The organism is Actinomadura meridiana (assembly GCF_039537545.1).
GTDB classification, from domain to species: Bacteria; Actinomycetota; Actinomycetes; order Streptosporangiales; family Streptosporangiaceae; genus Spirillospora; species Spirillospora meridiana.
This window is the reverse complement of the sequence record NZ_BAABAS010000015.1, coordinates 1-21,913: the sequence shown is the minus strand read 5'-3', so window position 1 is coordinate 21,913 and position 21,913 is coordinate 1. Positions and strand designations below refer to the sequence as shown.

Below are 21,913 nucleotides of genomic sequence, written 5' to 3'. Positions count from 1 at the left end.
GGGATGTCGACAAGTAAGCTCACCCTGCTCACCACGACCGCCGCACTGGCGTTCACCGCCTCCATCGGCACCGCGGCCGCCGCGAGTGCCGCGCCACCGCCGTCGCCACCGGACGCGAACAGCGCGTCGGCCGCCGATCCCGCGCAGGAAGCGGCGGACATACCGCAACCGGCCCAGGTGCCGGACGTACCGGCCGCGCAGAACGCGTCCAACGAGCAAGGGGCCGACGCACAGGCCCAGCCAGACGCACAGAACGCGCAGCACGCACAGAACGCGGACGCACAGAACGCGGAAGCGCAGCCCGAGGCCGCGCAGCAGGAGAAACCGGCCGCCAAGCCCGCCGCCCAACCCGCGGGACAGCCCGCCGGTCAGCCTGCGGGACAGCCCGCCGCCAAGCCCGCGACGAAGCCCGTCGCGAAGCCCGCCGCCAAGCCCGCCGCCAAGCCCGCCGCGAAACCCGCGAAGTCCCTGGCCAAGGACGGCACCAACCTCGCGGCGTGTCTCGACGCCGACTGCGAGGTCGAGGTCGCCGACGGCCAGGAGATCAAGATCGACCGAAAGTACGGGATCGACGCGATCGACGTCGACATCAAGGGCAACCAGGCGACCTTCACGCTCCGCAAGGGCAACTCCAGGTCGCTGACCTCGTTCAACACGGACCAGCCGAACTCGGCCTCGTCCTCGACCTACAACGGCCTGAAGCTCAGCCCGCGCAAGGCGCCGAACGGCCACATCATCCTCGACATCTCCCACGCCTGACCACGGCGCGCGAGACGGCCGGAGCCCCGCCCATCCGGGCGGGGCTCCCGTCTGACCAGGCGAGACCGCCGGAGACTGTCAGTCCCAGGTGAACGCCTCCTCGGCCACGACCTGATCGTTCGCGGTGATCCTGATGTAGCCGTTCTCCCCCTTTCCGTCCGGCGACGGCGTGAAGTCCAGGGCCCGCCACTCGCCGCCCGCCTCGACGTCGGTCTCCGAGACGACCGAGCGGCCGTACACGTAGTCGATCTTCACCTTCAGATGGCGGGCCTCGGTGCACCGCACGTCCCACACAACGGCGGCCCAGGGCCCCCAGTGGTCGGGCTCGTTGGGGTTGCCGACGATGGCCCCGTCCTCCCTGAGCTGTGCCTCGCACGCGTCGGCCTTCGGGGCGTGGGCGGCCAGGGCCGGGGCGGCCGGTCCCGCCGCCAGCGCGGCGGCGACGGTGAGGCCCGCAAGGATTTTCGCACGCATGGATGAATCCCCCTTTGACGGTGATGCCGGTGCATCACGCTGACCCCAAGCAGTCTGTGATCATGGTCCCCGGCCGGTCGATCCCGCCTGCGGGAGATCCCCCGTACGGCTGGCGCTACCGCGTCGGACGAACTCCGGTCAGTACACTGCGGCGGGCGGTGGGCGGACCCCAAAGTGGGCACTTTTCCTACAAGGCCCCTTGTCGGCGTAAGTGGAGTGAGAGGAGCGGGCCTTGGCCTACCGGCTGACGGTCATCGGAACCGGATACCTCGGCGCCACCCACGCGGCCTGCATGGCCGATCTGGGCTTCGACGTGCTGGGCCTCGACGTGGACGAGACGCGGATCGCCCGTCTCGCCGCCGGTCACCTGCCGTTCTACGAACCCGGGCTGGAGCCGGTGCTGCGCCGGGGGCTGGACAGCGGACGGCTGCGCTTCACCTCGTCGTACGCGGAGGCCGCGGAGTTCGGCGACGTCCACTTCCTGTGCGTCGGGACGCCGCAGAAGGCCGGGGAGTACGCGGCCGACATGTCCTACGTGCACGCCGCCGCCAGGTCGCTCGCGCCGCTGCTGAACCGCCCCTGTCTGATCGTCGGCAAGTCCACCGTGCCGGTCGGGGCGGCGGAGGGGCTGGCCGACATGTTCGCGCGGACGGCGCCTGCGGGCGGCGACGCCGTCCTGGCGTGGAACCCGGAGTTCCTGCGCGAGGGGTTCGCCGTCCAGGACACCCTGCGCCCGGATCGGATCGTCGCCGGGCTGCCCGCCGAGCAGGGCGCGGCCGAGCACGCCGAGAAGGTGCTGCGCGAGGTCTACCGGACGATGATCGCCGACGACATCCCGTTCGTCACCACCGACTACGCGACCGCGGAGCTGGTGAAGGTCGCGGCCAACGCCTTCCTCGCCACCAAGATCTCGTTCATCAACGCGATGGCGGAGGTGTGCGAGGCGGCGCACGCCGACGTCACGAAGCTGGCGGAGGCGCTGTCGCACGACGGCCGGATCGGCGGCCGGTTCCTCGGCCCCGGGCTCGGCTTCGGCGGCGGCTGCCTGCCGAAGGACATCCGCGCGTTCATGGCGCGGGCCGGTGAGCTGGGCGCCGACCAGGCGCTGACGTTCCTGCGCGAGGTCGACGAGATCAACATCCGGCGCCGGATCCGGACGGTGGACCTCGCCCGCGAGCTGCTCGGCGGCTCGTTCTCCGGACGGACGGTCGGCGTGCTCGGCGCCGCGTTCAAACCCGACTCCGACGACGTGCGCGACTCGCCCGCGCTGGACGTCGCGGCGTCCATCCGCGCGCAGGGCGCCAAGGTGACGGTGTACGACCCGAAGGCGATGCGCAACGCCCGACGCGCGCAGCCGAACCTGGAGTACGGGGAGTCGGCCCTCTCCGCCGCCCGAGACGCCCATGTCGTCCTGTTGCTGACCGAATGGCAGGAGTTCCGCGACATGGACCCGTCCGCGCTCGCCAAGACCGTCGCCGAACGCAACATCGTCGACGGCCGCCACGCCCTCGACCCCGACCGGTGGCGCGCCGCCGGATGGAACTACCGCGCCCTGGGCCGCCCCTGACGGGAAGCGGCGGGAGGCCCACGCTGTTGTCGTCGACATGGCTGATCCCTATGCAGACCAGGACGTCATCAGGCGGCTGCTGAACGAGTCGAAAACGTGGGCCTTCATCGGCCTAGGCGACAACCCCGACCGGGAGGTCCACACCCAGGCTCGCCTCCTCCAGGAACGCGGAAAACGGATCATCCCCGTCCATCCGGCGGCCCGCGAGGTGCTCGGCGAGAAGGGCTACGCCTCCCTGGCCGACGTGCCGGACGTCTCCGACGTCGACGTGGTGGGCGTCTACCGCCGCGCCGAGTACGCGGGGCAGGCGGTGGACGAGGCGATCGCGGCGGGCGCGAAGGCGGTGTGGCTGCCACTCCAGGTGATCGACGAGGCCGCCGCCGAACGCGCGCGGGACGCCGGGCTGGACGTCGTCATGAACCGCTGCCCCGCCGTCGAGTGGGCCCTGCGCCGCTGACGATCACCGCGCCGCCGACGAACGCCGTGCCGCTGACGGCGCTCAGAGGCCCTCTCGCAGCCGCGCGCCCTTCGCCTTGGCCTGGCTGTGGAGATCACGTTGGAACTCCTCCATGGCGCCGCGTAGATCCTCGTCGGACGCCGCCAGGATGCGGACGGCGAGCAGCCCCGCGTTGCGCGCGGCACCCACCGCGACCGTCGCGACGGGGACTCCGGCGGGCATCTGGACGATCGAGAGCAACGAGTCCATCCCGTCCAGGTACTTCAGCGGAACCGGCACGCCGATCACCGGCAGCGGCGTCACCGAGGCCAGCATGCCGGGCAGATGCGCCGCCCCGCCCGCCCCCGCGATGATCACCCGGAGGCCGCGCGCGACGGCGCCCTCCCCGTAGGCGATCATGTCGCGCGGCATCCGGTGCGCGGACACGACGTCGGCCTCGTACGGGACGCCGAACTCGGAGAGCGCGTCGGCCGCGTCCCGCATAACGGGCCAGTCGGAGTCACTGCCCATCACGACACCGACCATGGGGCCGTTCCGGGGGGCGTGGGGGGTCGTCCCCCCACCAGGGCGCGGAGGCGTCATCGCCGTTCCTCCCGTTCGCTCATCGCGGTGCCCCACCGCAGGTAGTCGGCCGCATGCCGAGCACGCTCCCGCAAGTCAGCGAGGTCGTCCCCCAGAGCCGTGACATGGCCGATCTTGCGGCCGGGCCGCGACTCCTTCCCGTACAGGTGCACCTTGACCGCCGGGTCGTGCGCCATCACGTGGAAGTAGCGGGAGTGGACGTCCGGGTCATCACCACCGAGCACGTTGGCCATGACCGTGTACCGGGCGGTGGGCTCGGTGGACCCGAGCGGCAGATCCAGCACGGCCCGCAGATGCTGCTCGAACTGCGACGTCCTGGCGCCCTCGATCGTCCAGTGGCCGGAGTTGTGCGGCCGCATCGCCAGTTCGTTGACGATCAGCCCGCGCTCGGTCTCGAACAGCTCGACCGCGAGAAGCCCGACAACATCAAGTTCGGCGGCGACGGTAAGCGCGAGGTGCTGCGCCTCCACCGCGGTGTCCTTCGACAACCCGGGCGCGGGCGAGATCACCTCCGTGCAGATGCCGCCCTCCTGAACGGTCTCCACGATCGGATACGCGGCGCCCTGCCCATACGGGGAGCGCGCGACAAGCGCGGCCAGCTCCCGCGTGAACCCCACATGCTCCTCGACCATCAGGTCGACGTCCCCGGCCAGCAGCTCGTGCACCAGCTCCACGGCCGCGCGGTCAAGAGCGTCCAGGACCCAGACGCCCTTACCGTCGTAGCCGCCGCGAGCCGCCTTGAGTACCAGCGGGAACCCGTGCTTGCTGGCGAAGGTCTCCAGCATCGCCAGCGGCGCCGACCGGTGCAGATGCACGTAGTCGGGGCATGGGACGCCCATGGCGGTCAGTCGTTCGCGCATCACGAGCTTGTCCTGCGCGTGCGCCAGCGCGGCGGCGCCGGGACGGCACGGCACGCCCGACGACTCCAGCTTCCGGATGTTCGGCCCCGGGACGTGCTCGTGGTCGAACGTCACCACGTCACAGCCCTCGGCGAACGCCACGAGATCGTCAAGGGACCGGTCGTCGCCGACCCGGACGTCGGACACGACCTTCGCCGCCGAGTCGTCCGGCGACCCGGCGAGCACGCGCAGCGACACGCCGAGCCCGATCGCGGCCTGCTGGGTCATCCGGGCAAGCTGCCCCCCACCCGCCATCCCGACCACGGGCACCCCTGATTTCGTCACGTCAAAAGGCTATCGGCAGGGTGGGGCGAACGGAGCGGGGGTGTGGTGCGTCGAACCTGTGTGTGGGGGTCTCGGATATGGGCATGGAACGCTCGGACAACGTGAAACGTTCATGTTCCGACGTCTCAGGGGCCACGTGCGTCTATTCTCGTAATGCCCCCGCAACAACCGCCGCGCGTCGGCCGTGGCGCACAGACGAAGTCCGGAAGGACGGTTCCCCTTCGTGAGCCTGGTCGCCAATATTCGACGTCAGTTCGCGCATCTCGTGCGTGAGCTCGCCAAGTTCGGCAGCGTGGGCGCGATCGCGTTCGTCATCACCGTCGCGATCGGTAACGGCCTGAACACGGGGCTGGGCGTGGGGCCGCTGACGTCCAACGGCGTCGCGACGGTGATCGCCACGACGTTCTCGTACCTGGCCAACCGCTACTGGACGTTCCGGCACCGCGACCGCACCGGCCTCGGCCGCGAGTACGTCCTGTTCTTCGCGCTGAACGGCGTCGGGCTCGTGATCACGGAGCTGTTCATCGGGTTCTCGCACTACGTCCTCGGGCTGTCCGGCGCGTTCTTCTACAACGCCGCGCTGGTCGTCGGGACGGGCGTCGCGACGCTGTTCCGCTTCTGGTCGTACAAGAAGTGGGTGTTCCTCCCGGCGTCGGCGCCGCCGGTCGTGCCCGCGTCCGGGCTTCCCGAGCCCGCCGAGGCCGAGGCCGAGGGGCCGGGCGCGCACCGCGCGGTCGTCCCGGAGACGCCGTCGCAGCGGCTCGGGCATCCGCTCGACGCGCGCGCCGCCGAGGACTACGCGGAGATCTGAGCGGGGTTCAGGCGGGGCCCAGCACGACGCGCTCGGCCGCGAGCCGGGCCTCGGCGGGCGGCCGGAGGAAGATCCCGAAGACGGCCGGGCGTGAGTGCAGCAGCTCCAGGCGGCCGCCGTCCACGACGGCCAGGGACCGGGCCAGGTACAGGCCGAGGCCGGTGCCGCGGCCGCCGCTGACGCTCCGCTCGAAGATGCGGGGCTCCAGTTCCGGCGGGATGCCGGTGCCCTCGTCGCCGATCTCGACGACGACGGAGCTGGCGCCGGGCTTGGTGTGGATGGTCACGGTGCCCGCGCCGTGCATGAGTGAGTTGTCCAGGAGCGTCGCGACGATCTGGGAGAGGCCCTCCGGGTTGGTCATCCCGACGAGGCCCTGCTCCCCGATGATCCGGACGTCGCGGCCGTCCCGCCGGAAGATGGGCCGCCACTCCTCCACCTGCTGCTCGATGATCTCGTCGATGGGCGAGGCGATCGCGCCGCCGGTGCGGTCGTGCCGGGCGCGGGCCAGTAGCTGCTCGACGACCGCGACGAGACGTTCGGCCTGCGTGACGGCGGCGGCGCCCTCCTCCCGGACGACGTCCGGGTAGTCGGCGGCCTCGATCATCTCCTCCAGCCGCATGGACAGCGCGGTCAGCGGCGTGCGGAGCTGGTGGCTGGCGTCGGAGGCGAACTCGCGGCCCGCGGCGACCAGGTCGGCGATGCGGACGGCGCTACAGTCCAGCACCTCGGCGACCCGGTCGACCTCGGGCACGCCGTAGCGGCGGCGGCGCGGTCGCGCGTTGCCGCTGCCGAGCCGGTCGGCGGTCTCGGCGAGGTCGACCAGCGGCAGCGTCAGCTTGCGCGCCTGCACCATCGCGAGCGCGACGGTGAGGGCGACGCCGAGCAGCGCGAGGCTGCCGATGAACAGCATCAGCCGCAGCGCGTCGTCGCGGACCTCGGCCTTCGGCCGCGACACCCGCACGCGGATCGCGCCGTGGGTGCGGGTGGCGGACAGGACGTCCCCGCGCCGCGGCGGACCCGCGGTGAGCGTGCGGCCGTCGGGCAGGCCGACGGAGATGTGCCGGCCGGGGTACTCCCGCGCGATCAGCGCGCCGGTGACCGGCCGCCTGGTCTCCAGGCTGAAGCCGACACCGCCCGCGATGGAGGACGCCTCACGGTCCAGCGACCGACCGGCCTCCTCGTAGACGAGCTTGTGCGCGGCGTAGGCGAGGGGTATTCCGAGCGACAGGATCGCGACCACCGCCACCGCGAGCGTCGACAGGAGGAGTCGGCGCCTCATCAGGGCTCCTTCGAGGGTGGGGCCACGAAAACGGCGGTACGTCGCCCCTGGGGGTCTCTCGGGAAGACCCCCGGGCGTACCGCGCGTCCGTGGCGGCCGGTGTTAGTCGCCGCGCTCGAACCGGAAGCCGACGCCCCGCACCGTCGTGATGTAGCGGGGGCTGCCGGCGTCGTCGCCGAGCTTGCGGCGCAGCCAGGAAATGTGCATGTCGAGCGTCTTCGTGGAACCCCACCAGTTGGTGTCCCACACCTCCCGCATGATCTGTTCGCGGGTGACGACCTTGCCCGCGTCGCGCACGAGGACGCGCAGCAGGTCGAACTCCTTGGTCGTGAGCTGGAGTTCCTGGTCGCCCATCCAGGCGCGGCGCGACTCGGCGTCGATCCGCACCCCCTGGACGATGGGCGTCTCGGTGCTGCCCCGGCGCAGCAGCGCCCGCACGCGGGCGAGCAGTTCGGCGAGCCGGAACGGCTTGGTCACGTAGTCGTCGGCGCCCGCGTCCAGACCGACGACGGTGTCGACCTCGTCGGCACGGGCGGTCAGGATCAGGATGGGCACGCCGTGCCCCTCGGCCCGCACCCTGCGGGCCACCTCAAGGCCGTCCAATTCGGGAAGGCCGAGATCAAGGACGATCAGGTCCACACCACCGCCGAGCGCCCGTTCCAGGGCCTGCGGGCCGTCCGGGCTGACTTCGACGGTGTACCCCTCGCGACGCAGCGCGCGGGCGAGAGGCTCGGAGATGGACGTGTCGTCCTCGGCGAGCAGTACTGAGGTCATGGGTCGATCGTATGACCATTCTTGAACATTGCCCGGCCCCCGCCGCGCTCTTGACCTGCGGTTTGCCACTCATAGTACATCCTCGAATACCGCTTTTCCGGTTAAATCGGGACGGCTCGTGTCATCCCGCCTGGGGGTCGTGGGGTCGTGCCGTCCGAGGTCAGGCGAGGATCGCCACCGAGCACCCCGGAAGTTCAATGCTGATTGATGATGAATCGCCGAATATTACCTCTTTGATGCCGATTGCCGTATTTGATGTGAGTATCAGGCGCGACGGAGAGGCGCCCGGGGCCCGCACGGGGAGCGTGACGGCGGCCTCGCCGAGATTCGCGGCGACGCACACCGCGCCGCGCCGCATCGTCAGCCAGCGGGCCGGGCTCTCGCCCACCTCGACGGCCGTCGCGGTCAGGCTCGGATCGTTCAGTTCGGGTCTCGACCGGCGCAGCGCGATCAGGGACCGGTGCCATTCGAGCAGGTCGCGATGGTGCGGCAGGTCGGGTTCCGTCCAGTCGAGGACGGAGCGCCGGAAGGTTTCCACAGCCTGTGGATCGGGGACGGCGTCCGTCCACCCGTTCCGCGCGAACTCGCGGCGGCGTCCCTCGGAGACCGCGCGCGCCAGGTCGGGGTCCTGGTGGTCGGTGAAGTAGCACCACGGGGTGGACGCGCCCCACTCCTCGCCCATGAACAGCATGGGCGTGAACGGCGCGAGCAGGAGCAGCGCCGCACCGACCCTGAGCATCGACGGCGCGATTCCCGACGCTTTCAGGACGGCGCCGATCCGGTCGCCCGACGCCCGGTTCCCCACCTGGTCGTGGTTCTGGAGGAAGCCGAGGAACCGGTGCGCGGGCGTCCGCCGGACGTCGACCGGACGCCCGTGGTGCCGCCCCCGATACTTCGACATCGTGCCGTCGTGGACGAAGACGTTCGTCAGCGCCTTCTTGAGCGTCTCCAAGGAACCGAAGTCGCAGTAGTAGCCCTGCCGTTCGCCGGTGAGCGCGGCGTGGAGGGCGTGGTGGAAGTCGTCGCTCCACTGCGCGTCCAACCCGTAGCCGCCCGCTTCTCTGGACGTCACCAGCCGTGGGTCGTTCAGGTCGGATTCGGCGATGAGGAACAGTTCCCTACCGAGGTGCGCCGAAAGGCCCGCCACGGCGCGTGCCAGCTCTTCCAGGATATGGACGGCCCCGTGGTCGGTGATGGCGTGGACGGCGTCAAGGCGGAGCCCATCGACGTGGTAGTCGCGCAGCCACATCAGCGCGTTGTCCACGACGAACGCGCGGACCTCGTCCGACCCCTCCTGGTCGAAGTTCACCGTGTCGCCCCAGGGCGTGGCGTAGGCGCTGGTGAAGTACGGGCCATAGCTGCCTAGGCGGTTACCGTCCGGGCCCAGGTGGTTGTAGACGACGTCCAGGACGACGGCGAGGCCCCGCGCATGGGCGGCGTCCACGAAACGCTTCAACCCGTCAGGACCTCCATACGGTTCGTACGGCGCCCACAGGTGCACACCGTCGTAACCCCAGCCACGGCTGCCGGGAAAGGCGGCGACGGGCAGCAGCTCCACGGCGTCCACCCCGAGTGCCGCCAGATGGTCGAGACGCTCCACCGCCGCGTCGAACGTGCCCTCCGGGGTGAACGTGCCCACGTGCAGCTCGTACAGGACGCTTCCGGGGAGGGGACGTCCATGCCAGTGCTGATCCGTCCAGGCGAACCGTTCGTGGTCGTAGACGCGACTCAGCGCGTGCACGCCGTTTGGTTGCCACGGGGAGCGCGGGTCGGGGAGCACCTCCTCCGCGCCGTCCAAGGAGAAGCCGTAGTCGGTGCCGTGTGCCGCTTCTGACACCTCGGCCCGCCACCAGCCGGAGCCCGCCGCCTCCATGGAATGGCGCCGGGCGCCCCTGAGCACGACGTCGACGCGCTCGGCGAGCGGCGCCCACACCTCGAACCGGGTGGTCACCGATCGATCTCCCTGGGGACGAGCAGCGCGACGGGAAGGTGCTCGAAGAGGCGGGCGGCGTCCAGGATCGGGCCCATGTGGGTGCAGCTCGTCAGGATGTCCCGCCAGCCCTGGCGGCGGACGTCGACCCGCGTCCCCCTCCAGCCGCCACGGCGTTCCAGGCCCACGGGCAGCCGCGTGGCGAGCGCGACGGCGTCCCCGCGGGCGAAGCCGACGACGTGCTCGGCGGCGGTCCCGTGCGCGGCGATCGGCTCGTACCCGGCCTTCGGGCCGAACCATTCGGGGTGGGCTCGACGCAGCCGCAGCGTCCGCGCCGTCACGAGCAGCTTCTCGTCGTCCACCTCCTTCGGCTGCCGCCCCGTGTCGAGCCGGAACAGGTGCTCGCGGCGCCGCCCGTAGTCGACCGGCCGCCGGTTGTCGGGATCGACCAGCGCCAGCCCGGTCAGCTCGCAGCCCTGGTAGACGTCGGGAACACCGGGCATGGCCAGCTGGACGATCTTCTGCCCGAGCGTGTTCACCCGCGCGTAGGACGTCAGCTTCGCGACGAACGAGGTCATGTCGGTGACCAGGTCGGGATCGCCGAGGACCCCGCGCGCGTACGCCAACACCGCCTCCTCGTAGGCGGGGTCCTGATCGAGCCACGACGTGCGGGTCTTGGCTTCGCGCATCGCCTTGGTGAGGAACTCTTCCAAGCGCCCTGACGTCAGCGGCCAAGCACCGACGAGGGTCTGCCAGAGGAGGTACTCAAGGTCTGGCTCAAGCGGCGATGGGTCCGGACCCCAGTTCCGCCAGCGATCCACTGCCTCCGCCCACTCACCGGGAAGCTCCGACAGCACGGACAGCCATGCCCGGACGTCCTCCTCCCGTTTCGTGTCGTGCGTGGACAGCGTCGTCATCGTGGACGGCCAGTCGCGGGCCAGCCGCGCGCAGTGCGCATGGAACTCGTCGGTGCCGACGGAGAACCGGCCCGGGGAGCCGCCGACCTCGTTCAGGGCGGCCATGCGGTTCCACCGGTAGAACGCCGTGTCCTCGACGCCCTTGGCGGCCAGCGGCGCCGACGTCTGCTGGAAACGCACGATGAACTCGGCGTCGGTGCGCTCACCGCGTCCGAGGGCCAGGTCGACGACCGTGTCCAGGTCGGCGTGCAGGTCGTCCGAGAGGTGCGCGCGGGCGCGGCGGGCGGCCTCGTCCAGGACGTCCACGGCCTGCTGGGGCGCGTCCTCCCCCGGCACCACGTACGCGCGGTAGACGGGCATGGCGACGAGCAACTCGACCAGCGCCCGTTCCAGACCGGGACGCCGCCCGCCCACCGCCCGCTCCAAGACCCGCAGCAGCCGTTCGATTTCCGGTCCGAGGCAGTGCGCGGCGGCGTACCGGCGAGACTCCCGCTCGACCTCGGCGAAGTCACGCGGGCCGCCCGTCAATGCCACGTAGTAGTCGGTCAGCGGCTTCTCCCCCGCCGGATCGACGAACAGCCCACCGATCATGGGGAGGGAGTCGTAACCGGTGGTGCCCGCGCACGGCCAGTCGGGCGGCAGCCGCTCCGCGCCCTCGGTGATCTTCTCGACGACCAGCCAGGCGTCCGGGGCCGCCTCCGCCAGCCGCCGCAGGTAGCCGCGCGGGTCGGCGAGACCGTCCACGTGGTCGACGCGCAGGCCGTCCACCAGGCCCTCCTCGACCAGGCCGAGCAGCAGCGCGTGGGTGCGCTCGAACACCTCCGGGTCTTCCTGGCGCAGGCCGATCAGGCCGTCGATGTCGAAGAACCGGCGGTAGTTCGGCGGGCCCCCGCCGGGCAGGACGACCCGTCCGCCGCCCGCGTCCCAGTCGATGTCGAACCACTTCGCGAACGGCGACGCGGGACCGTCGGCGAGGACGGCCGCCAACGGCAGGTTCAGCTCGTGCGGCACCGGGATCGCCATGTGGTTCGGGACGACGTCCACCAGCACCTTCAGCCCGTGCGCCCGGAACCGGGCGGACATGGCGCCGAACGCCTCGGAGCCGCCGAGCTCGTCCGCGAGCCGGGAGTGGTCGATCACGTCGTAGCCGTGCGCCGACCCGGGGGCCGCCCGCAGGATCGGCGACAGGTAGACGTGGGACACGCCGAGAGACGCCAGGTAGGGGGCGAGCGCCGCGGCCTCGGCGAACCCGAAGCGCTCGCCGGGGGTGCCGCGCAGTTGGAGCCGGTAGGTGCCGGACGGCGGGACGGCGACCACGTCCCGCTCCGGGATTCCTCTGTTGACTTCGGCCAGGGCCTCTTCGGCCAGATGGTCCTCGGACACGATCTCCTCACCAGGGGGTTCGTCGCCGGGGAGCGGATCCTCGGGAGCGGGCTCGGCGGCGCACATAGCGAGGAAAGGCTTTCCCCGTGAGGGGTGGATCACACCGGCGGGGGCCCGCTGGCCAGATCGGATGAGGCTGGGCTACCTTAGGGGAGCCTAACCTTAATGAGGGTTCCCTAAGCCGCAGGAAAGGTCCGCAGCCCGCCATGTACGTCTGCGTCTGCAACGCCGTCACGGAGGACGACGTGAACGGCTGTATGGCGAGCGGTTGCCGGACCGCCAAGGAAGTCAAGGCCGCCTGCGGTTTCAAGCCCGCGTGCGGCACCTGCACCAGGCGCATCCACTCGATGGTCAGCCAGTACCGCACCGCCAGCGAACTCGCCGACGCCCTCACCGGCGGACCGGCCGCGCTGACGGCCGTCCCCGAACCGATCGGGCCGGTCGAGCCGAACGAGCCGATCGCACCGGTCAACGCCAAGACCGAGCAGGTCAACGCCAAGACCGCGCAGGTCAACGTCGAGACCGAGGAGGGGGACGCCCGGCCGACCGCCGCCTGAGCCTTCCGACCCGCACGGCCCCGCCCCACCTGGGCGGACAGGCGCTGTGCGGGTGTCAGTGCTGTGCCGGAATCCCCCGGCGTGGAAGCATGGGGGCCATGGAAGGCGACAAGGACATCATCGCGCTGCTGAACGACCAGCTCACCGCGGAACTCACGGCGATCAACCAGTACTTCCTGCACTCCAAGATGCAGGCCAACTGGGGCTTCACCCGCATCGCCGAGCACACCCGCGACGAGTCGTTCGACGAGATGAAGCACGCGGAGCGGCTGACCGACCGGATCCTGTTCCTGGAGGGCCTGCCGAACTACCAGAAGCTCGGCACGCTGCGGATCGGGCAGAACATCGTCGAGCAACTGGAGGCCGACCTCGCCGTCGAGCTGGAGGCCGTGGCCCGGCTGCGTCCCGGCATCGGCCTGATGCGCTCGCGCGGCGACGTCACGTCCGCCCGCATCTTCGAGGACATCCTCGCCGACGAGGAGGAGCACATCGACTACCTGGAGACCGAGCTGAGCCTCGTCCAGTCCCTCGGCGAGCAGAACTACCTCCAGCGCCTCACCGACGCCCCCGGCGAAGACGCGATCAAACCCGTCTGACCGACGCGCCGGTCAGGGCCGGACCACCCCCGCCCTGACCGGTACGAGCCCGGCGTGAGGGCGTCGGCGCGTCCCGTCGAAGCGTCCGTGCGTCCCGTCGAAGCGTCCGCCCCGTAACCTGCACCTGCCAGGTGTACACATGACAGGGATCTGGCTACGCCCCACGCCGCCGCGCAGTCTTCTCTCGAACACCACGTCGAGAGAAGGCACCAATGGAGACCGTCGACGGCACCCGTGAGCCGGTGGGGACATCGGACCGGCTCGGCGTCCGGGGCTGGCTCGTCCTGATCACGCTGTGCAGCGCGCAGGCCCTCGTCGGCCTCGACTTCTCGATCGTCACGGTCGCGCTGCCCGAGATCGGACGGGACCTGCACTTCACCACCACCAGCGACCTGCAATGGGTCATGACGGCCTGCGTCCTGCCGACCGCCAGCCTGCTGCTGCTGTTCGGCCGCGTCGCGGACCTGGTCGGCCGCCGCCGCCTGTTCGTCGCGGGGCTCGCCGTGCTCACCGCGTTCTGCCTCGTCGCGGGGCTCGCCACCGAGCCGTGGACGCTGGTGGCCGCCCGCGCCGGCCAGGGCCTCGGCGCCGCGATGGTCGGGCCGACCGCGCTGACGCTGCTGACCTCGTCGTTCCCCGAGGGGCCGCGGCGCACGCGGGCGCTCGGCGTGAACGGGGCGCTGCTGTCGCTGGGCTTCGTGGTCGGCACGATCGGCGGCGGGCTGATCACCAACGGGCTCAACTGGCGCTGGACCATGCTGATCCTGTTCGTCATCGGCACGATCTCGCTGGTCGGCGCCGTGACGCTGCTGCCGAGGAGCGACGACCGGGGCGCGTCCCGGCTGGACGTCCCCGGCGCGGCACTGATCACCGCGGGCCTGCTGGCGCTGGTGTACGGCTTCTCGACCGGCGGCGCCAACGGATGGACCAGCGCCCGGACGCTCGCGTCGCTCGGCGGCGGGGCCGTCCTCGTCGCGGCCTTCCTGCTCGTGGAGGGCAGGCGGCGGGAGCCGCTGATCGCGCCGGCCATGCTGAACCGCCGCACCATCAAGTGGGCGGGGCTGATCGGGTTCATCACCTTCGGGATGTGCGGCGGCACCACGGTGCTGCTGAGCCTGTACATGCAGGACGTCCTGGACTGCTCGCCGCTCACCACGGGCTTCGGGTTCATCACCGAGGGCGTGGCGGCGATCGTCGCGGGCACCGTAGCGTCCCGGCTGATCGGACGGATCGGCACCGGCCGGGCCCTCGTCGCCGGGCTCACCGTCCAGGCCGCGAGCACGGCGGGGATGGTCCTGCTCCCCACCGGGGGGAACCTGGCGTTGCTGCTGCTGACGTCCGGCGGGCTCGGCTTCGGGCACGTGGTGTCGGTCGTCTCGTTCATCACCACGATGACCTCGGGTCTGCGCGGCGAGGAGCAGGGCGCCGCGGGCGGCCTGGCGCAGACGGCGCAGTTCCTCGGCACCACCGTGGGCGTCGCCGCGCTCGCCGCCGTCGTGTCCACCCGCACCACCGGCACGGCCGCGTCGGACGTGCTGACCGGCCTCCACGACGGCCTGCTGACCGCGGCGCTGATCACCCTCGTGGGCGCGGGCACGGCCCTCATTCTGCTGCGGGCGACGCGGGCGAGGACGCGCTAGGCGGTGTCGGGCGGACGGGCCTGGCGGCGGCGCAGCACGTACGGCTGGACGATGCCGAGGCCGCGGACCGGGCGCCGGACGATCTGGGTGATCTCGTACGCGGCGTCCGGCTCCAACGCCGCCGCCAGTTCCCCGTCGATCACGACGGCGCCGGGCCGGGCCAGCGACGTCAGCCGGGCCGCGAGGTTCACCGTCGTGCCGAACAGGTCGCCCATCAGCGGCACCACCGGCCCGTGCGCGACGCCGACCCGCACGTCGGGCACCTCAGTCTCGTCCTGGATGGCGGCCGCGATGGTCAACGCGATCTCCGCGCCGATCTCCGGCTGCTCCGCGCTGAACAGCACCTCGTCGCCGAGCGTCTTCACCAGGCGGCCGCCGCAGGTGGCGATGATGTCGGCGGCGGTCTCCTCGAACCACTCCACGATCCGGGCCAGCTCGATCTCCTCAAGCTCCCGGCTGACCTGCGTGAACGACACCATGTCCGCGAACCCGACCGTGGTGTGGCCCGCCGGGTCGCCGCCCTCGCCCGTCGCGGCGGCGGCCAGCGCCCGCGTCCCGGCCGCGGCGAGCTGCCGCCGCCAGGCGTGCACGACCAGCGGCTCGAACTCGCCGATGTGCTTCTCGGCGACGTCCACGATCGTCTGGACGGCCTCGGCGGGCGGCGTGTCGTGCGGATCCTGGGTGAGCATGCTGCGCAGCAGGCTGACCTGCCACTCCGCGAGCCTTGTCATGGTCTGGCCGAACGCGCGGACCAGGCGGATCACGCCCTCCTCGTCCAGGACGCCGTCGTCCATCAGGCGGCGGATCCGGTCCAGGGCGGCGATGTCGCCCTCGGTGTAGGCGACGGTCTCGTCCGGCATCGACGGGTAGCCGAACGCGCGCCACACCCGGCCGGAGAACTCCCGCGAGACCCCCGCCAGGCGGACGGCGTCGACGCGGTTGTACCGCAGCTCGCCCCCGAGCAGCAGCTCCTCGATCTCCTTCGGATCCGGCATTCCGGCCGCCATTGTCCGCCCCTCAGTCCCTCATCGGACGTGGATGACGTCGCCCGCGCTGATCGCGATGTCCCCGCCGGGGCCGGAGACGACCAGGCGTCCGGTGTCGTCCACGTCCCGCGCGGTCCCCTCCACGCGTTCGTCGCCGGGCAACTCCACCCTGACCCGTCGTCCGAGCGTGGCGCACAGCTCCTTGTAGGCGGGGCGCAGCCCGCTGCTCTGCGGGTCGCCGTCCAGCGCCGTCCACTCCCGGTACCAGGTCTCGAACCCGCGCAGGATCGCGCGCAGCAGCGGCGCCCGGTCGGTCAGCGGAGCGCCCTCGATCGCCAGGGACGTCGCGGTCGCCACGGGCAGCTCCTCCTCCCGCAGGCCGACGTTCAGGCCGACACCGACGACGAGGCCGCCGTCGACCTTCTCCACCAGTATCCCGGCGAGCTTGCGGTCGCCGACCAGCAGGTCGTTCGGCCATTTCAGCCGGACGTCCACGGCCACGTCGCCGCTGTCGCGCAGGAAGCCCTCGCCCGCCTGCGACCACGCCGTCATCCGGCGGATGGCCGTCGCGACGGCGACACCGGTCAGCAGGGACGCCCAGCCGAGCATCGGCACCGGCACGGGCGGGCGCAGCAACATCGAGAACATCAGCCCCGACCGCGGCGGCGCCTCCCACGGCCGGCCGAGCCGCCCGCGTCCCGCGGTCTGCGACTCGGTGACGAGCACGGCGCCCTCCGGCGCCCCGTCCGCGGCGCGCGCCGCGAGGTCGGCGTTGGTGGACCCGGTCTCGGCCACGACCCGCACCTCCCGCCACAGCCCGCCGTCCCCGACCAGCGCACGCTCCAGCGCCTTCTCGCGCAGCGGGGGCCTCTCAAGATCGCCATAAGGTGAGTCGCTCACCACACCATCCAACCTCATGGACGCCATCGCCCTCCCTCGGCGACCGTCGCAACAAGCACGACGTCGCAACAAGCACGATGGCAGCCCCGGGCCGCCGGGGCGGGAAAACGCGATGAGTACATTGCTCCAATGGATGGTGTGACGCTGCGCCGCGACGGACATGTCGCCGAGATCGTGCTGGACCGGCCGGAGGCCCTCAACGCCCTGTCGACGGCGATGGCGCGGCGACTCGCGGCGGTCTGCGCGGAGGTCGCGGCGGACACGTCCGTCCGCTCGGTGGTGCTGAGCGCGGCCGGGGAGAAGGCGTTCTGCGTCGGCGCCGACCTCAAGGAGCGCAACGCGATGACGGACGCGGAGATCCTCGCGCAGCGTCCCATTTTCCGGGCGGCGTTCGGCGGCGTCCTGAACCTGCCGCAGCCGGTGATCGCGGCCGTGCACGGCTTCGCGCTCGGCGGCGGCTGCGAGTTCGCCCTGTCCACGGACCTGATCGTCGCGGACGAGACGGCCGTGTTCGGCCTCCCCGAGGTGAGCGTCGGCCTCGTCCCCGGCGGCGGCGGAACCCAGCTCGCCCTCCGCCGCCTCGGCCCCGGCCGGGCCGCCGACCTCGTCCTCACCGGCCGTCGTCTGGGCGTCGACGAGGCCGTGGAGTACGGCCTCGTCGACCGCAGGGTGGCCGCCGGAACGGCCCGCGAGGAGGCCCTGAAGATCGCGGCCACCATCGCGGGCAACTCCCCCATCGCCGTCCGCGCCGCGAAACGCGCCCTGCGCCTCGGCGGCGGCGTCAGCCTGGAGGCGGGCCTCGACCTGGAGGAGAACGCCTGGCGCGCCGTGGCGTTCTCCGCCGACCGCCGCGAGGGCATCGCCGCCTTCAACGAGAAACGCCGCCCCAACTGGAGCGACTAGGGCGTCCGCATCGCGGACACCAGCGCGGTCACCCCTGCGAGCACCGCTTCGACATCGGCCTCTGACGTCCATTCCCATGAGCCCGACCGGCCGTTGGTGACCCTGTCTGGGCTCACCGAGAAATTGGTGATGCCGTACTGCACGGCGACCTGCCGAACCGGCTCGGTCATCAACCGCCGGCCCAACCCCGCGTCACCAACGAAGGACAGATTTCCGGCTGAGTCGATATTGATGTTCACCTGCGACCCGGGGCCGTCCAGGAAGAGCACATGGAACCAGGTGACCCGCTCATAGCGCTCGACCTCGAAGCACCAGCCGTACGATTCCCCGGCTATCACTCCGATGGGCCGACCGGAGAGCCCGTTTCCCGCCACGTCGGGATCAGGACCGCCTATCGTCCAGCCGCGACGCCGCGCCAGGGGGACGAGGGGGTCCCGTCTCCACCGGCGCCGGGGCGGCACCTCGTAGACCAGCCAGAGCGCCAGGGAGATGAGCGAAACAGGCAACGCGACCGCGAAGACGACTACCGTGGCCTCGTGCTCCAAGCGCGCGTCGTCCTTGCTTTTCTCCACCATTTCGTCGTAGCTGTACCGCTCAAGGACCCCACTGTCGGGTTCACTGACGAGGAGACATTCGTCCCCCGGGCTCATCAGGTCTCCGTCGCATTTCGCCACACCGTAGTCCGGGGAATCCTCCGGGTCTCCCATGAACGGCAGTGTCAGGCCGCTCCCGAATGCCGCTATCAGGGATATCAGCATGACGATGAGGAGAATGAGCCGCAACTGACGACGGCGTAAGGGGCCAGCGGGAACCATCATCGGTGTTCTCCCTCGCGACGCACTGACGGCAGCGTAGAGAGGGCCGCGAGGGAGGGGTCCCGATGTCCTAGCCGAGGTCGTCGGAGCGTCCGGCCTCCAAGCGTGACCACTGGGAGGTCGGACGCCCGTCGGTGCTGAAGAACCCGGCACCGTCCGACCCGTCCCGGGGCCAGCCCTCGGGCGAGTCCTCCCAGGTCTCGTGGCGTCCGTAGACGGTCATGTCCATCAGCCCGTAGCTGACGTCCATCGCCTCGACGCCACGGCCGCTCGTCCAGTACGTCTCGAACACGCGGTCGCCGTCCCGCAGGTAGCACACCAGGTGGAACATGCCGGGCGTCCGCCCCTCCAGCAGCGTCTCGGCGGAGTCCCGGGCGGAGTACCAGGGCACATCCCAGCCCATGAAGTCGCGGTACCGGACGGTCTCCTCATACGGCCCCTGGCAGAGCGTCGCGTAGGTGATGTCTGCGGCGTTCAAGTAGGACAGCTCACGAACCTGGCTGTTGAAGAACGTGCAACCGTTGCACTGCTCCGCGGCCGGACGACCGGCGGACCACATCATGTAGTAGGCGACCAGCTGCCTACGACCCTCGAAGGCGTCCAGCAACGTGGTCGGCCCGTCCGCCCCGACCAACAGCGCCTTGGCATCGACCTCCACCATCGGCAGCCGCCGCCGCGCGGCCGCGATCGCGTCACCCTCATGCGTATGTGCCTTCTCCCGCACCCGCAACTCGTCCACCTTCGCCTGCCAGGTGGCCCGGTCGACGACGTCCGGCATCGGCATGTCGGTTCCCATGGATCTTCCTTCCTCCCGGTGACTGTCACCCCACCGACGAAGAAGCCCTACCCGGGATCGACATCACCAGAGAAAAAACTCAAAGCTCCCGAAGACGCCCCGCCAGATACCGACGCTCAGCCTCCGTAGGCGCCAACTCCAACGCCTCCTCATACGACGCCCGAGCCTCAGCGGAACGCCCGTCCCGCCGCAGCAGATCAGCACGAGTAGCGGGCAACAGGTGATACCCCTCAAGCCGCCCAGACGCCGCCAGCTCCTCAACGATCGCCAACCCGGCCGGAACACCCTCCACCATCGCAACCGCCACGGCCCGATTGAGCTCCACAACCGGCGACGGCGCCAACCGCCCCAGCTCGTCATACAGCGCAGCAATCTGCGACCAGTCGGTACTAGCCGCATCAGGCGCGGTCGCATGACAGGCAGCAATGGCGGCCTGCACCTGATACGGCCCGCCAGGCCCCACCGTCCGGTCGAGGATGGCCATCCCCTCGGCGATCAGCTCACCGTCCCACCGCGACCGATCCTGGTTCTCCAGTGTGACGAGCACGCCACCCTCCACCCGGGTCTCGCGCCGAGCCTCATGCAGCAACATCAACGCCAACAACCCACGCGGCTCCGCCTCGTCCGGCATCAGCCGAACCAACACCCGCCCCAACCGAATGCCCTCAGCCGCCAACCCCCGAGGCCCGTCCTCGTCATAGCCCTGGTTGAAGACCAGGTAGAGCACCGCAAGAACACCCGCCAGCCGCTGGGGAAGCGACTCCACCGGCGGCACCCGATACGGGATGCCCGCCTCCCGAATCTTGCGCTTAGCCCGAACCAGCCGCTGCGCCATCGCAGGCTCGGCCACCAGAAACGCCCGCGCGATCTCTTCGGTGCTCAACCCCGCCAACGTCCGCAATGTAAGCGCCACCCGAGCCGGAAACGGCAACGCCGGATGACAACACGTAAAGATCAGCCGCAACCGCTCGTCCGGAATATCCCCCACCGGGTCTTCCTCCGGCTCACGCGCAAGCACCGCGAGCTGGCGCAACTTGGCCGCGCCCGCCGCGTCCCGCCGCAGCCGATCAATCGCCCGATTACGAGCCGCGGTAGTCAACCAGGCCCCCGGCCGCCGCGGCACCCCATCACGCCCCCAACTAGCCAACGCGACGGCGAACGCCTCCTGCGCACAGTCCTCGGCAAGATCCCAGTCGCCGGTCATGCCGATCAGAGTCGCGACGACCTGACCCCACTCGTCCCGATAAGCCGCCTCAACCGCCGCCCGCGCACCCTCCCCGGCGCTCATTCCCACACAGGACGGATCTCCACGCCGCCCCAACGCGCATAGGGATGCCCGGCAGCGATCTCAATGGCCTCATCAAGATCCGCGCACTCAATGATCACGAACCCACCGACGAAGTCCTTGGTCTCGGCGAACGGCCCGTCCGACACCAACGTCTCCCCGTCCCGAACCCGAACGCTGGTCGCATCAACAACCGGCCGCAACCGCATCCCCAGCACCTCGGCCCCCCGCCGCTCCAGATCGTCCACCCAGGCCCGATGCACCGGATCGTCCGCCAACTCCTCATTACTAGGCGAGACACCCTCATCGTCACAGATCAACAACACATACCTCATCCCCCAATACTGCCCGCCCCGACCACAAGCCACCTCCGGCACCCAGGTAGTTACCGCCCATCCCCCAGCCGGTGATCAGCCCATTGCCGGGCGGCATCGGCGTGCTCTTTCGTCCACTCCGCGTTGTTGGTGACCAGGTTGAGCTTCCACTTGTCCGCGAAGACTCGGCTGAACAGATCGATGGCCGCCTGGCCAGTGCTCGTCCACGCAGGAAACCGGGAGAGCCACCCTTCAGCCTCAGCAGGTGTATGCCCGGCCTTCAGCAGCCAGGGAACAAGCAACGCCAACTCCAGGAACGCTGCCCCGCGGCCAGCGAACGCCCAGTCCACCAAGTAAACCGATCCGTCCGCACCCAGCAGGACGTTGGCAGGGTTCAGATCCGCGTGCAGCAACGTGTCGCCAGCGAGCACCGTGACATCGGCCATCGCCTCCCAGCGACGCTCGACGCGCTTGCGTGCCAGCACCGACGGGACCGGATGAGTCCGGAGGCCGTCGATGACCTTGGCCAAGACGTCCAGGTCCGCCGAACCCGGCGCGTAGTCGGCGTGGCGAGCCCGGACGTGCTCGAAGGCCAGGACGAACCACCCCCCGACCTCCACCGTCCAGCGAAGGCGGGGGGCGTACTCGGCGACGTGCGGATTGATCGCGGCTTCCCAACGCAGGGACCGGACCTCCGGGCCATCGCTGTCCAGCTCGCTCTTGCGGGCAGCCTTGACGAACAGTCGCTCACCACCGGCATGGACGGTCGCAGCGACGTCCGCGTGATTACCGGCGGGCGCAGGCTCGACCGCCTGGATCGGCCCGGTGTGCGCCATGATCGCCCCGAGCACCCCGTCCGGCAGGTCGGACCAGTCGCCACGCATTGATCAATGAGGGGCCCCGCGCTTTCCGGACAGCTGCTTGATGGGTGATATGCGGGCAGATCTACGCTGCTTGCTGCCGGGCCAGGTATTCGGTGTGGACCTCGAGAGGGGTCCGGTAAC

Annotated in this window: 22 protein-coding genes; 8 read left to right on the top strand and 14 right to left on the bottom strand. The window is 70.7% G+C overall.

The window, feature by feature from the left end:
• Nucleotides 1-3 precede the first annotated feature (3 nt).
• Complete coding sequence (locus ABD808_RS21325; RefSeq protein WP_344899364.1) at nucleotides 4-759, top strand: hypothetical protein; 756 nt, start codon at nucleotides 4-6, stop codon at nucleotides 757-759.
• Between the two features lie 78 nt (nucleotides 760-837).
• Here ABD808_RS21325 and ABD808_RS21320 read toward each other — a convergent pair whose 3' ends face one another.
• Nucleotides 838-1,233 carry a hypothetical protein gene (locus ABD808_RS21320; RefSeq protein WP_344899362.1) on the bottom strand — a complete coding sequence of 132 codons (396 nt, stop codon included), beginning with the start codon at nucleotides 1,231-1,233 and terminating at the stop codon, nucleotides 838-840.
• Between the two features lie 232 nt (nucleotides 1,234-1,465).
• Here ABD808_RS21320 and ABD808_RS21315 point away from each other — a divergent pair, with 232 nt between their 5' ends.
• Complete coding sequence (locus ABD808_RS21315) at nucleotides 1,466-2,800, top strand: UDP-glucose dehydrogenase family protein (protein ID WP_344899360.1); 1,335 nt, start codon at nucleotides 1,466-1,468, stop codon at nucleotides 2,798-2,800.
• A 37-nt stretch (nucleotides 2,801-2,837) separates the two neighbouring features.
• Nucleotides 2,838-3,257, top strand: coding sequence for a CoA-binding protein (locus tag ABD808_RS21310; RefSeq protein ID WP_344899358.1), 420 nt, complete (start codon nucleotides 2,838-2,840; stop codon nucleotides 3,255-3,257).
• A gap of 42 nt (nucleotides 3,258-3,299) precedes the next feature.
• Here the strand turns inward: ABD808_RS21310 and purE are convergent, their stop codons facing one another.
• The gene (purE, locus tag ABD808_RS21305; RefSeq protein ID WP_344900158.1) at nucleotides 3,300-3,767 is read right to left on the bottom strand and encodes a 5-(carboxyamino)imidazole ribonucleotide mutase; all 468 of its coding nucleotides are present in this window, start codon (nucleotides 3,765-3,767) and stop codon (nucleotides 3,300-3,302) included.
• 68 nt (nucleotides 3,768-3,835) lie between these two features.
• Nucleotides 3,836-5,023 (bottom strand): 5-(carboxyamino)imidazole ribonucleotide synthase, encoded by a 1,188-nt coding sequence (locus ABD808_RS21300; RefSeq protein ID WP_344899356.1) that lies wholly within the window; start codon nucleotides 5,021-5,023, stop codon nucleotides 3,836-3,838.
• A 223-nt stretch (nucleotides 5,024-5,246) separates the two neighbouring features.
• On the opposite strand from ABD808_RS21300, the gene ABD808_RS21295 reads away from it, so the two are divergent.
• The gene (locus ABD808_RS21295) at nucleotides 5,247-5,834 is read left to right on the top strand and encodes a GtrA family protein (protein ID WP_344899354.1); all 588 of its coding nucleotides are present in this window, start codon (nucleotides 5,247-5,249) and stop codon (nucleotides 5,832-5,834) included.
• Nucleotides 5,835-5,841: 7 nt separating this feature from the next.
• Here ABD808_RS21295 and ABD808_RS21290 read toward each other — a convergent pair whose 3' ends face one another.
• The 4 genes from ABD808_RS21290 to treY form a co-directional block, all read right to left on the bottom strand.
• Nucleotides 5,842-7,113, bottom strand: a complete 1,272-nt coding sequence (locus ABD808_RS21290; RefSeq protein ID WP_344899352.1) for an ATP-binding protein — start codon at nucleotides 7,111-7,113, stop codon at nucleotides 5,842-5,844.
• A gap of 102 nt (nucleotides 7,114-7,215) precedes the next feature.
• Entirely contained in the window at nucleotides 7,216-7,887 is a 672-nt protein-coding gene (locus ABD808_RS21285; RefSeq protein WP_019629095.1) for a response regulator transcription factor, read from the bottom strand.
• 160 nt (nucleotides 7,888-8,047) lie between these two features.
• The gene (gene treZ, locus ABD808_RS21280) at nucleotides 8,048-9,838 is read right to left on the bottom strand and encodes a malto-oligosyltrehalose trehalohydrolase (RefSeq protein ID WP_344899350.1); all 1,791 of its coding nucleotides are present in this window, start codon (nucleotides 9,836-9,838) and stop codon (nucleotides 8,048-8,050) included.
• On the bottom strand, nucleotides 9,835-12,117 hold the full coding sequence (gene treY, locus ABD808_RS21275) for a malto-oligosyltrehalose synthase (RefSeq protein ID WP_344899348.1): 2,283 nt from the start codon (nucleotides 12,115-12,117) through the stop codon (nucleotides 9,835-9,837). The genes treZ and treY overlap by 4 nt, the downstream gene beginning before the upstream one ends.
• A 206-nt stretch (nucleotides 12,118-12,323) precedes the next feature.
• Between treY and ABD808_RS21270 the strand changes: the two genes are divergently transcribed.
• From ABD808_RS21270 to ABD808_RS21260, 3 genes are all read left to right on the top strand, one after another.
• Complete coding sequence (locus ABD808_RS21270) at nucleotides 12,324-12,674, top strand: (2Fe-2S)-binding protein (protein ID WP_344899346.1); 351 nt, start codon at nucleotides 12,324-12,326, stop codon at nucleotides 12,672-12,674.
• A gap of 98 nt (nucleotides 12,675-12,772) precedes the next feature.
• Nucleotides 12,773-13,270 (top strand): bacterioferritin, encoded by a 498-nt coding sequence (gene bfr, locus ABD808_RS21265; RefSeq protein WP_344899344.1) that lies wholly within the window; start codon nucleotides 12,773-12,775, stop codon nucleotides 13,268-13,270.
• Nucleotides 13,271-13,482: 212 nt separating this feature from the next.
• The gene (locus ABD808_RS21260; protein ID WP_344899342.1) at nucleotides 13,483-14,910 is read left to right on the top strand and encodes an MFS transporter; all 1,428 of its coding nucleotides are present in this window, start codon (nucleotides 13,483-13,485) and stop codon (nucleotides 14,908-14,910) included.
• Here the strand turns inward: ABD808_RS21260 and ABD808_RS21255 are convergent.
• Both ABD808_RS21255 and ABD808_RS21250 read right to left on the bottom strand, forming a co-directional pair.
• Nucleotides 14,907-15,905 carry an adenylate/guanylate cyclase domain-containing protein gene (locus tag ABD808_RS21255; RefSeq protein WP_344899340.1) on the bottom strand — a complete coding sequence of 333 codons (999 nt, stop codon included), beginning with the start codon at nucleotides 15,903-15,905 and terminating at the stop codon, nucleotides 14,907-14,909. The two genes, ABD808_RS21260 and ABD808_RS21255, sit on opposite strands and share 4 nt — an antisense overlap.
• 30 nt (nucleotides 15,906-15,935) lie before the next feature.
• The gene (locus ABD808_RS21250) at nucleotides 15,936-16,796 is read right to left on the bottom strand and encodes a biotin--[acetyl-CoA-carboxylase] ligase (RefSeq protein ID WP_344899338.1); all 861 of its coding nucleotides are present in this window, start codon (nucleotides 16,794-16,796) and stop codon (nucleotides 15,936-15,938) included.
• Between the two features lie 129 nt (nucleotides 16,797-16,925).
• On the opposite strand from ABD808_RS21250, the gene ABD808_RS21245 reads away from it, so the two are divergent.
• Nucleotides 16,926-17,699 (top strand): enoyl-CoA hydratase/isomerase family protein, encoded by a 774-nt coding sequence (locus ABD808_RS21245; protein ID WP_344899336.1) that lies wholly within the window; start codon nucleotides 16,926-16,928, stop codon nucleotides 17,697-17,699.
• Here ABD808_RS21245 and ABD808_RS21240 read toward each other — a convergent pair.
• From ABD808_RS21240 to ABD808_RS21220, 5 genes are all read right to left on the bottom strand, one after another.
• Nucleotides 17,696-18,514 carry a hypothetical protein gene (locus tag ABD808_RS21240; RefSeq protein ID WP_344899334.1) on the bottom strand — a complete coding sequence of 273 codons (819 nt, stop codon included), beginning with the start codon at nucleotides 18,512-18,514 and terminating at the stop codon, nucleotides 17,696-17,698. The genes ABD808_RS21245 and ABD808_RS21240 overlap by 4 nt on opposite strands.
• Nucleotides 18,515-18,584: 70 nt before the next feature.
• Nucleotides 18,585-19,310 carry a DUF899 family protein gene (locus ABD808_RS21235; RefSeq protein WP_344899332.1) on the bottom strand — a complete coding sequence of 242 codons (726 nt, stop codon included), beginning with the start codon at nucleotides 19,308-19,310 and terminating at the stop codon, nucleotides 18,585-18,587.
• Between the two features lie 79 nt (nucleotides 19,311-19,389).
• Nucleotides 19,390-20,598, bottom strand: a complete 1,209-nt coding sequence (locus ABD808_RS21230; RefSeq protein WP_344899330.1) for an RNA polymerase sigma factor — start codon at nucleotides 20,596-20,598, stop codon at nucleotides 19,390-19,392.
• Nucleotides 20,595-20,873: a YciI family protein gene (locus ABD808_RS21225; protein ID WP_344899328.1), complete on the bottom strand. Its 279-nt coding sequence runs from the start codon at nucleotides 20,871-20,873 to the stop codon at nucleotides 20,595-20,597. The genes ABD808_RS21230 and ABD808_RS21225 overlap by 4 nt, the downstream gene beginning before the upstream one ends.
• Nucleotides 20,874-20,980: 107 nt before the next feature.
• Nucleotides 20,981-21,793, bottom strand: a complete 813-nt coding sequence (locus tag ABD808_RS21220) for a phosphotransferase (protein WP_344899326.1) — start codon at nucleotides 21,791-21,793, stop codon at nucleotides 20,981-20,983.
• Nucleotides 21,794-21,913: the final 120 nt, after the last annotated feature.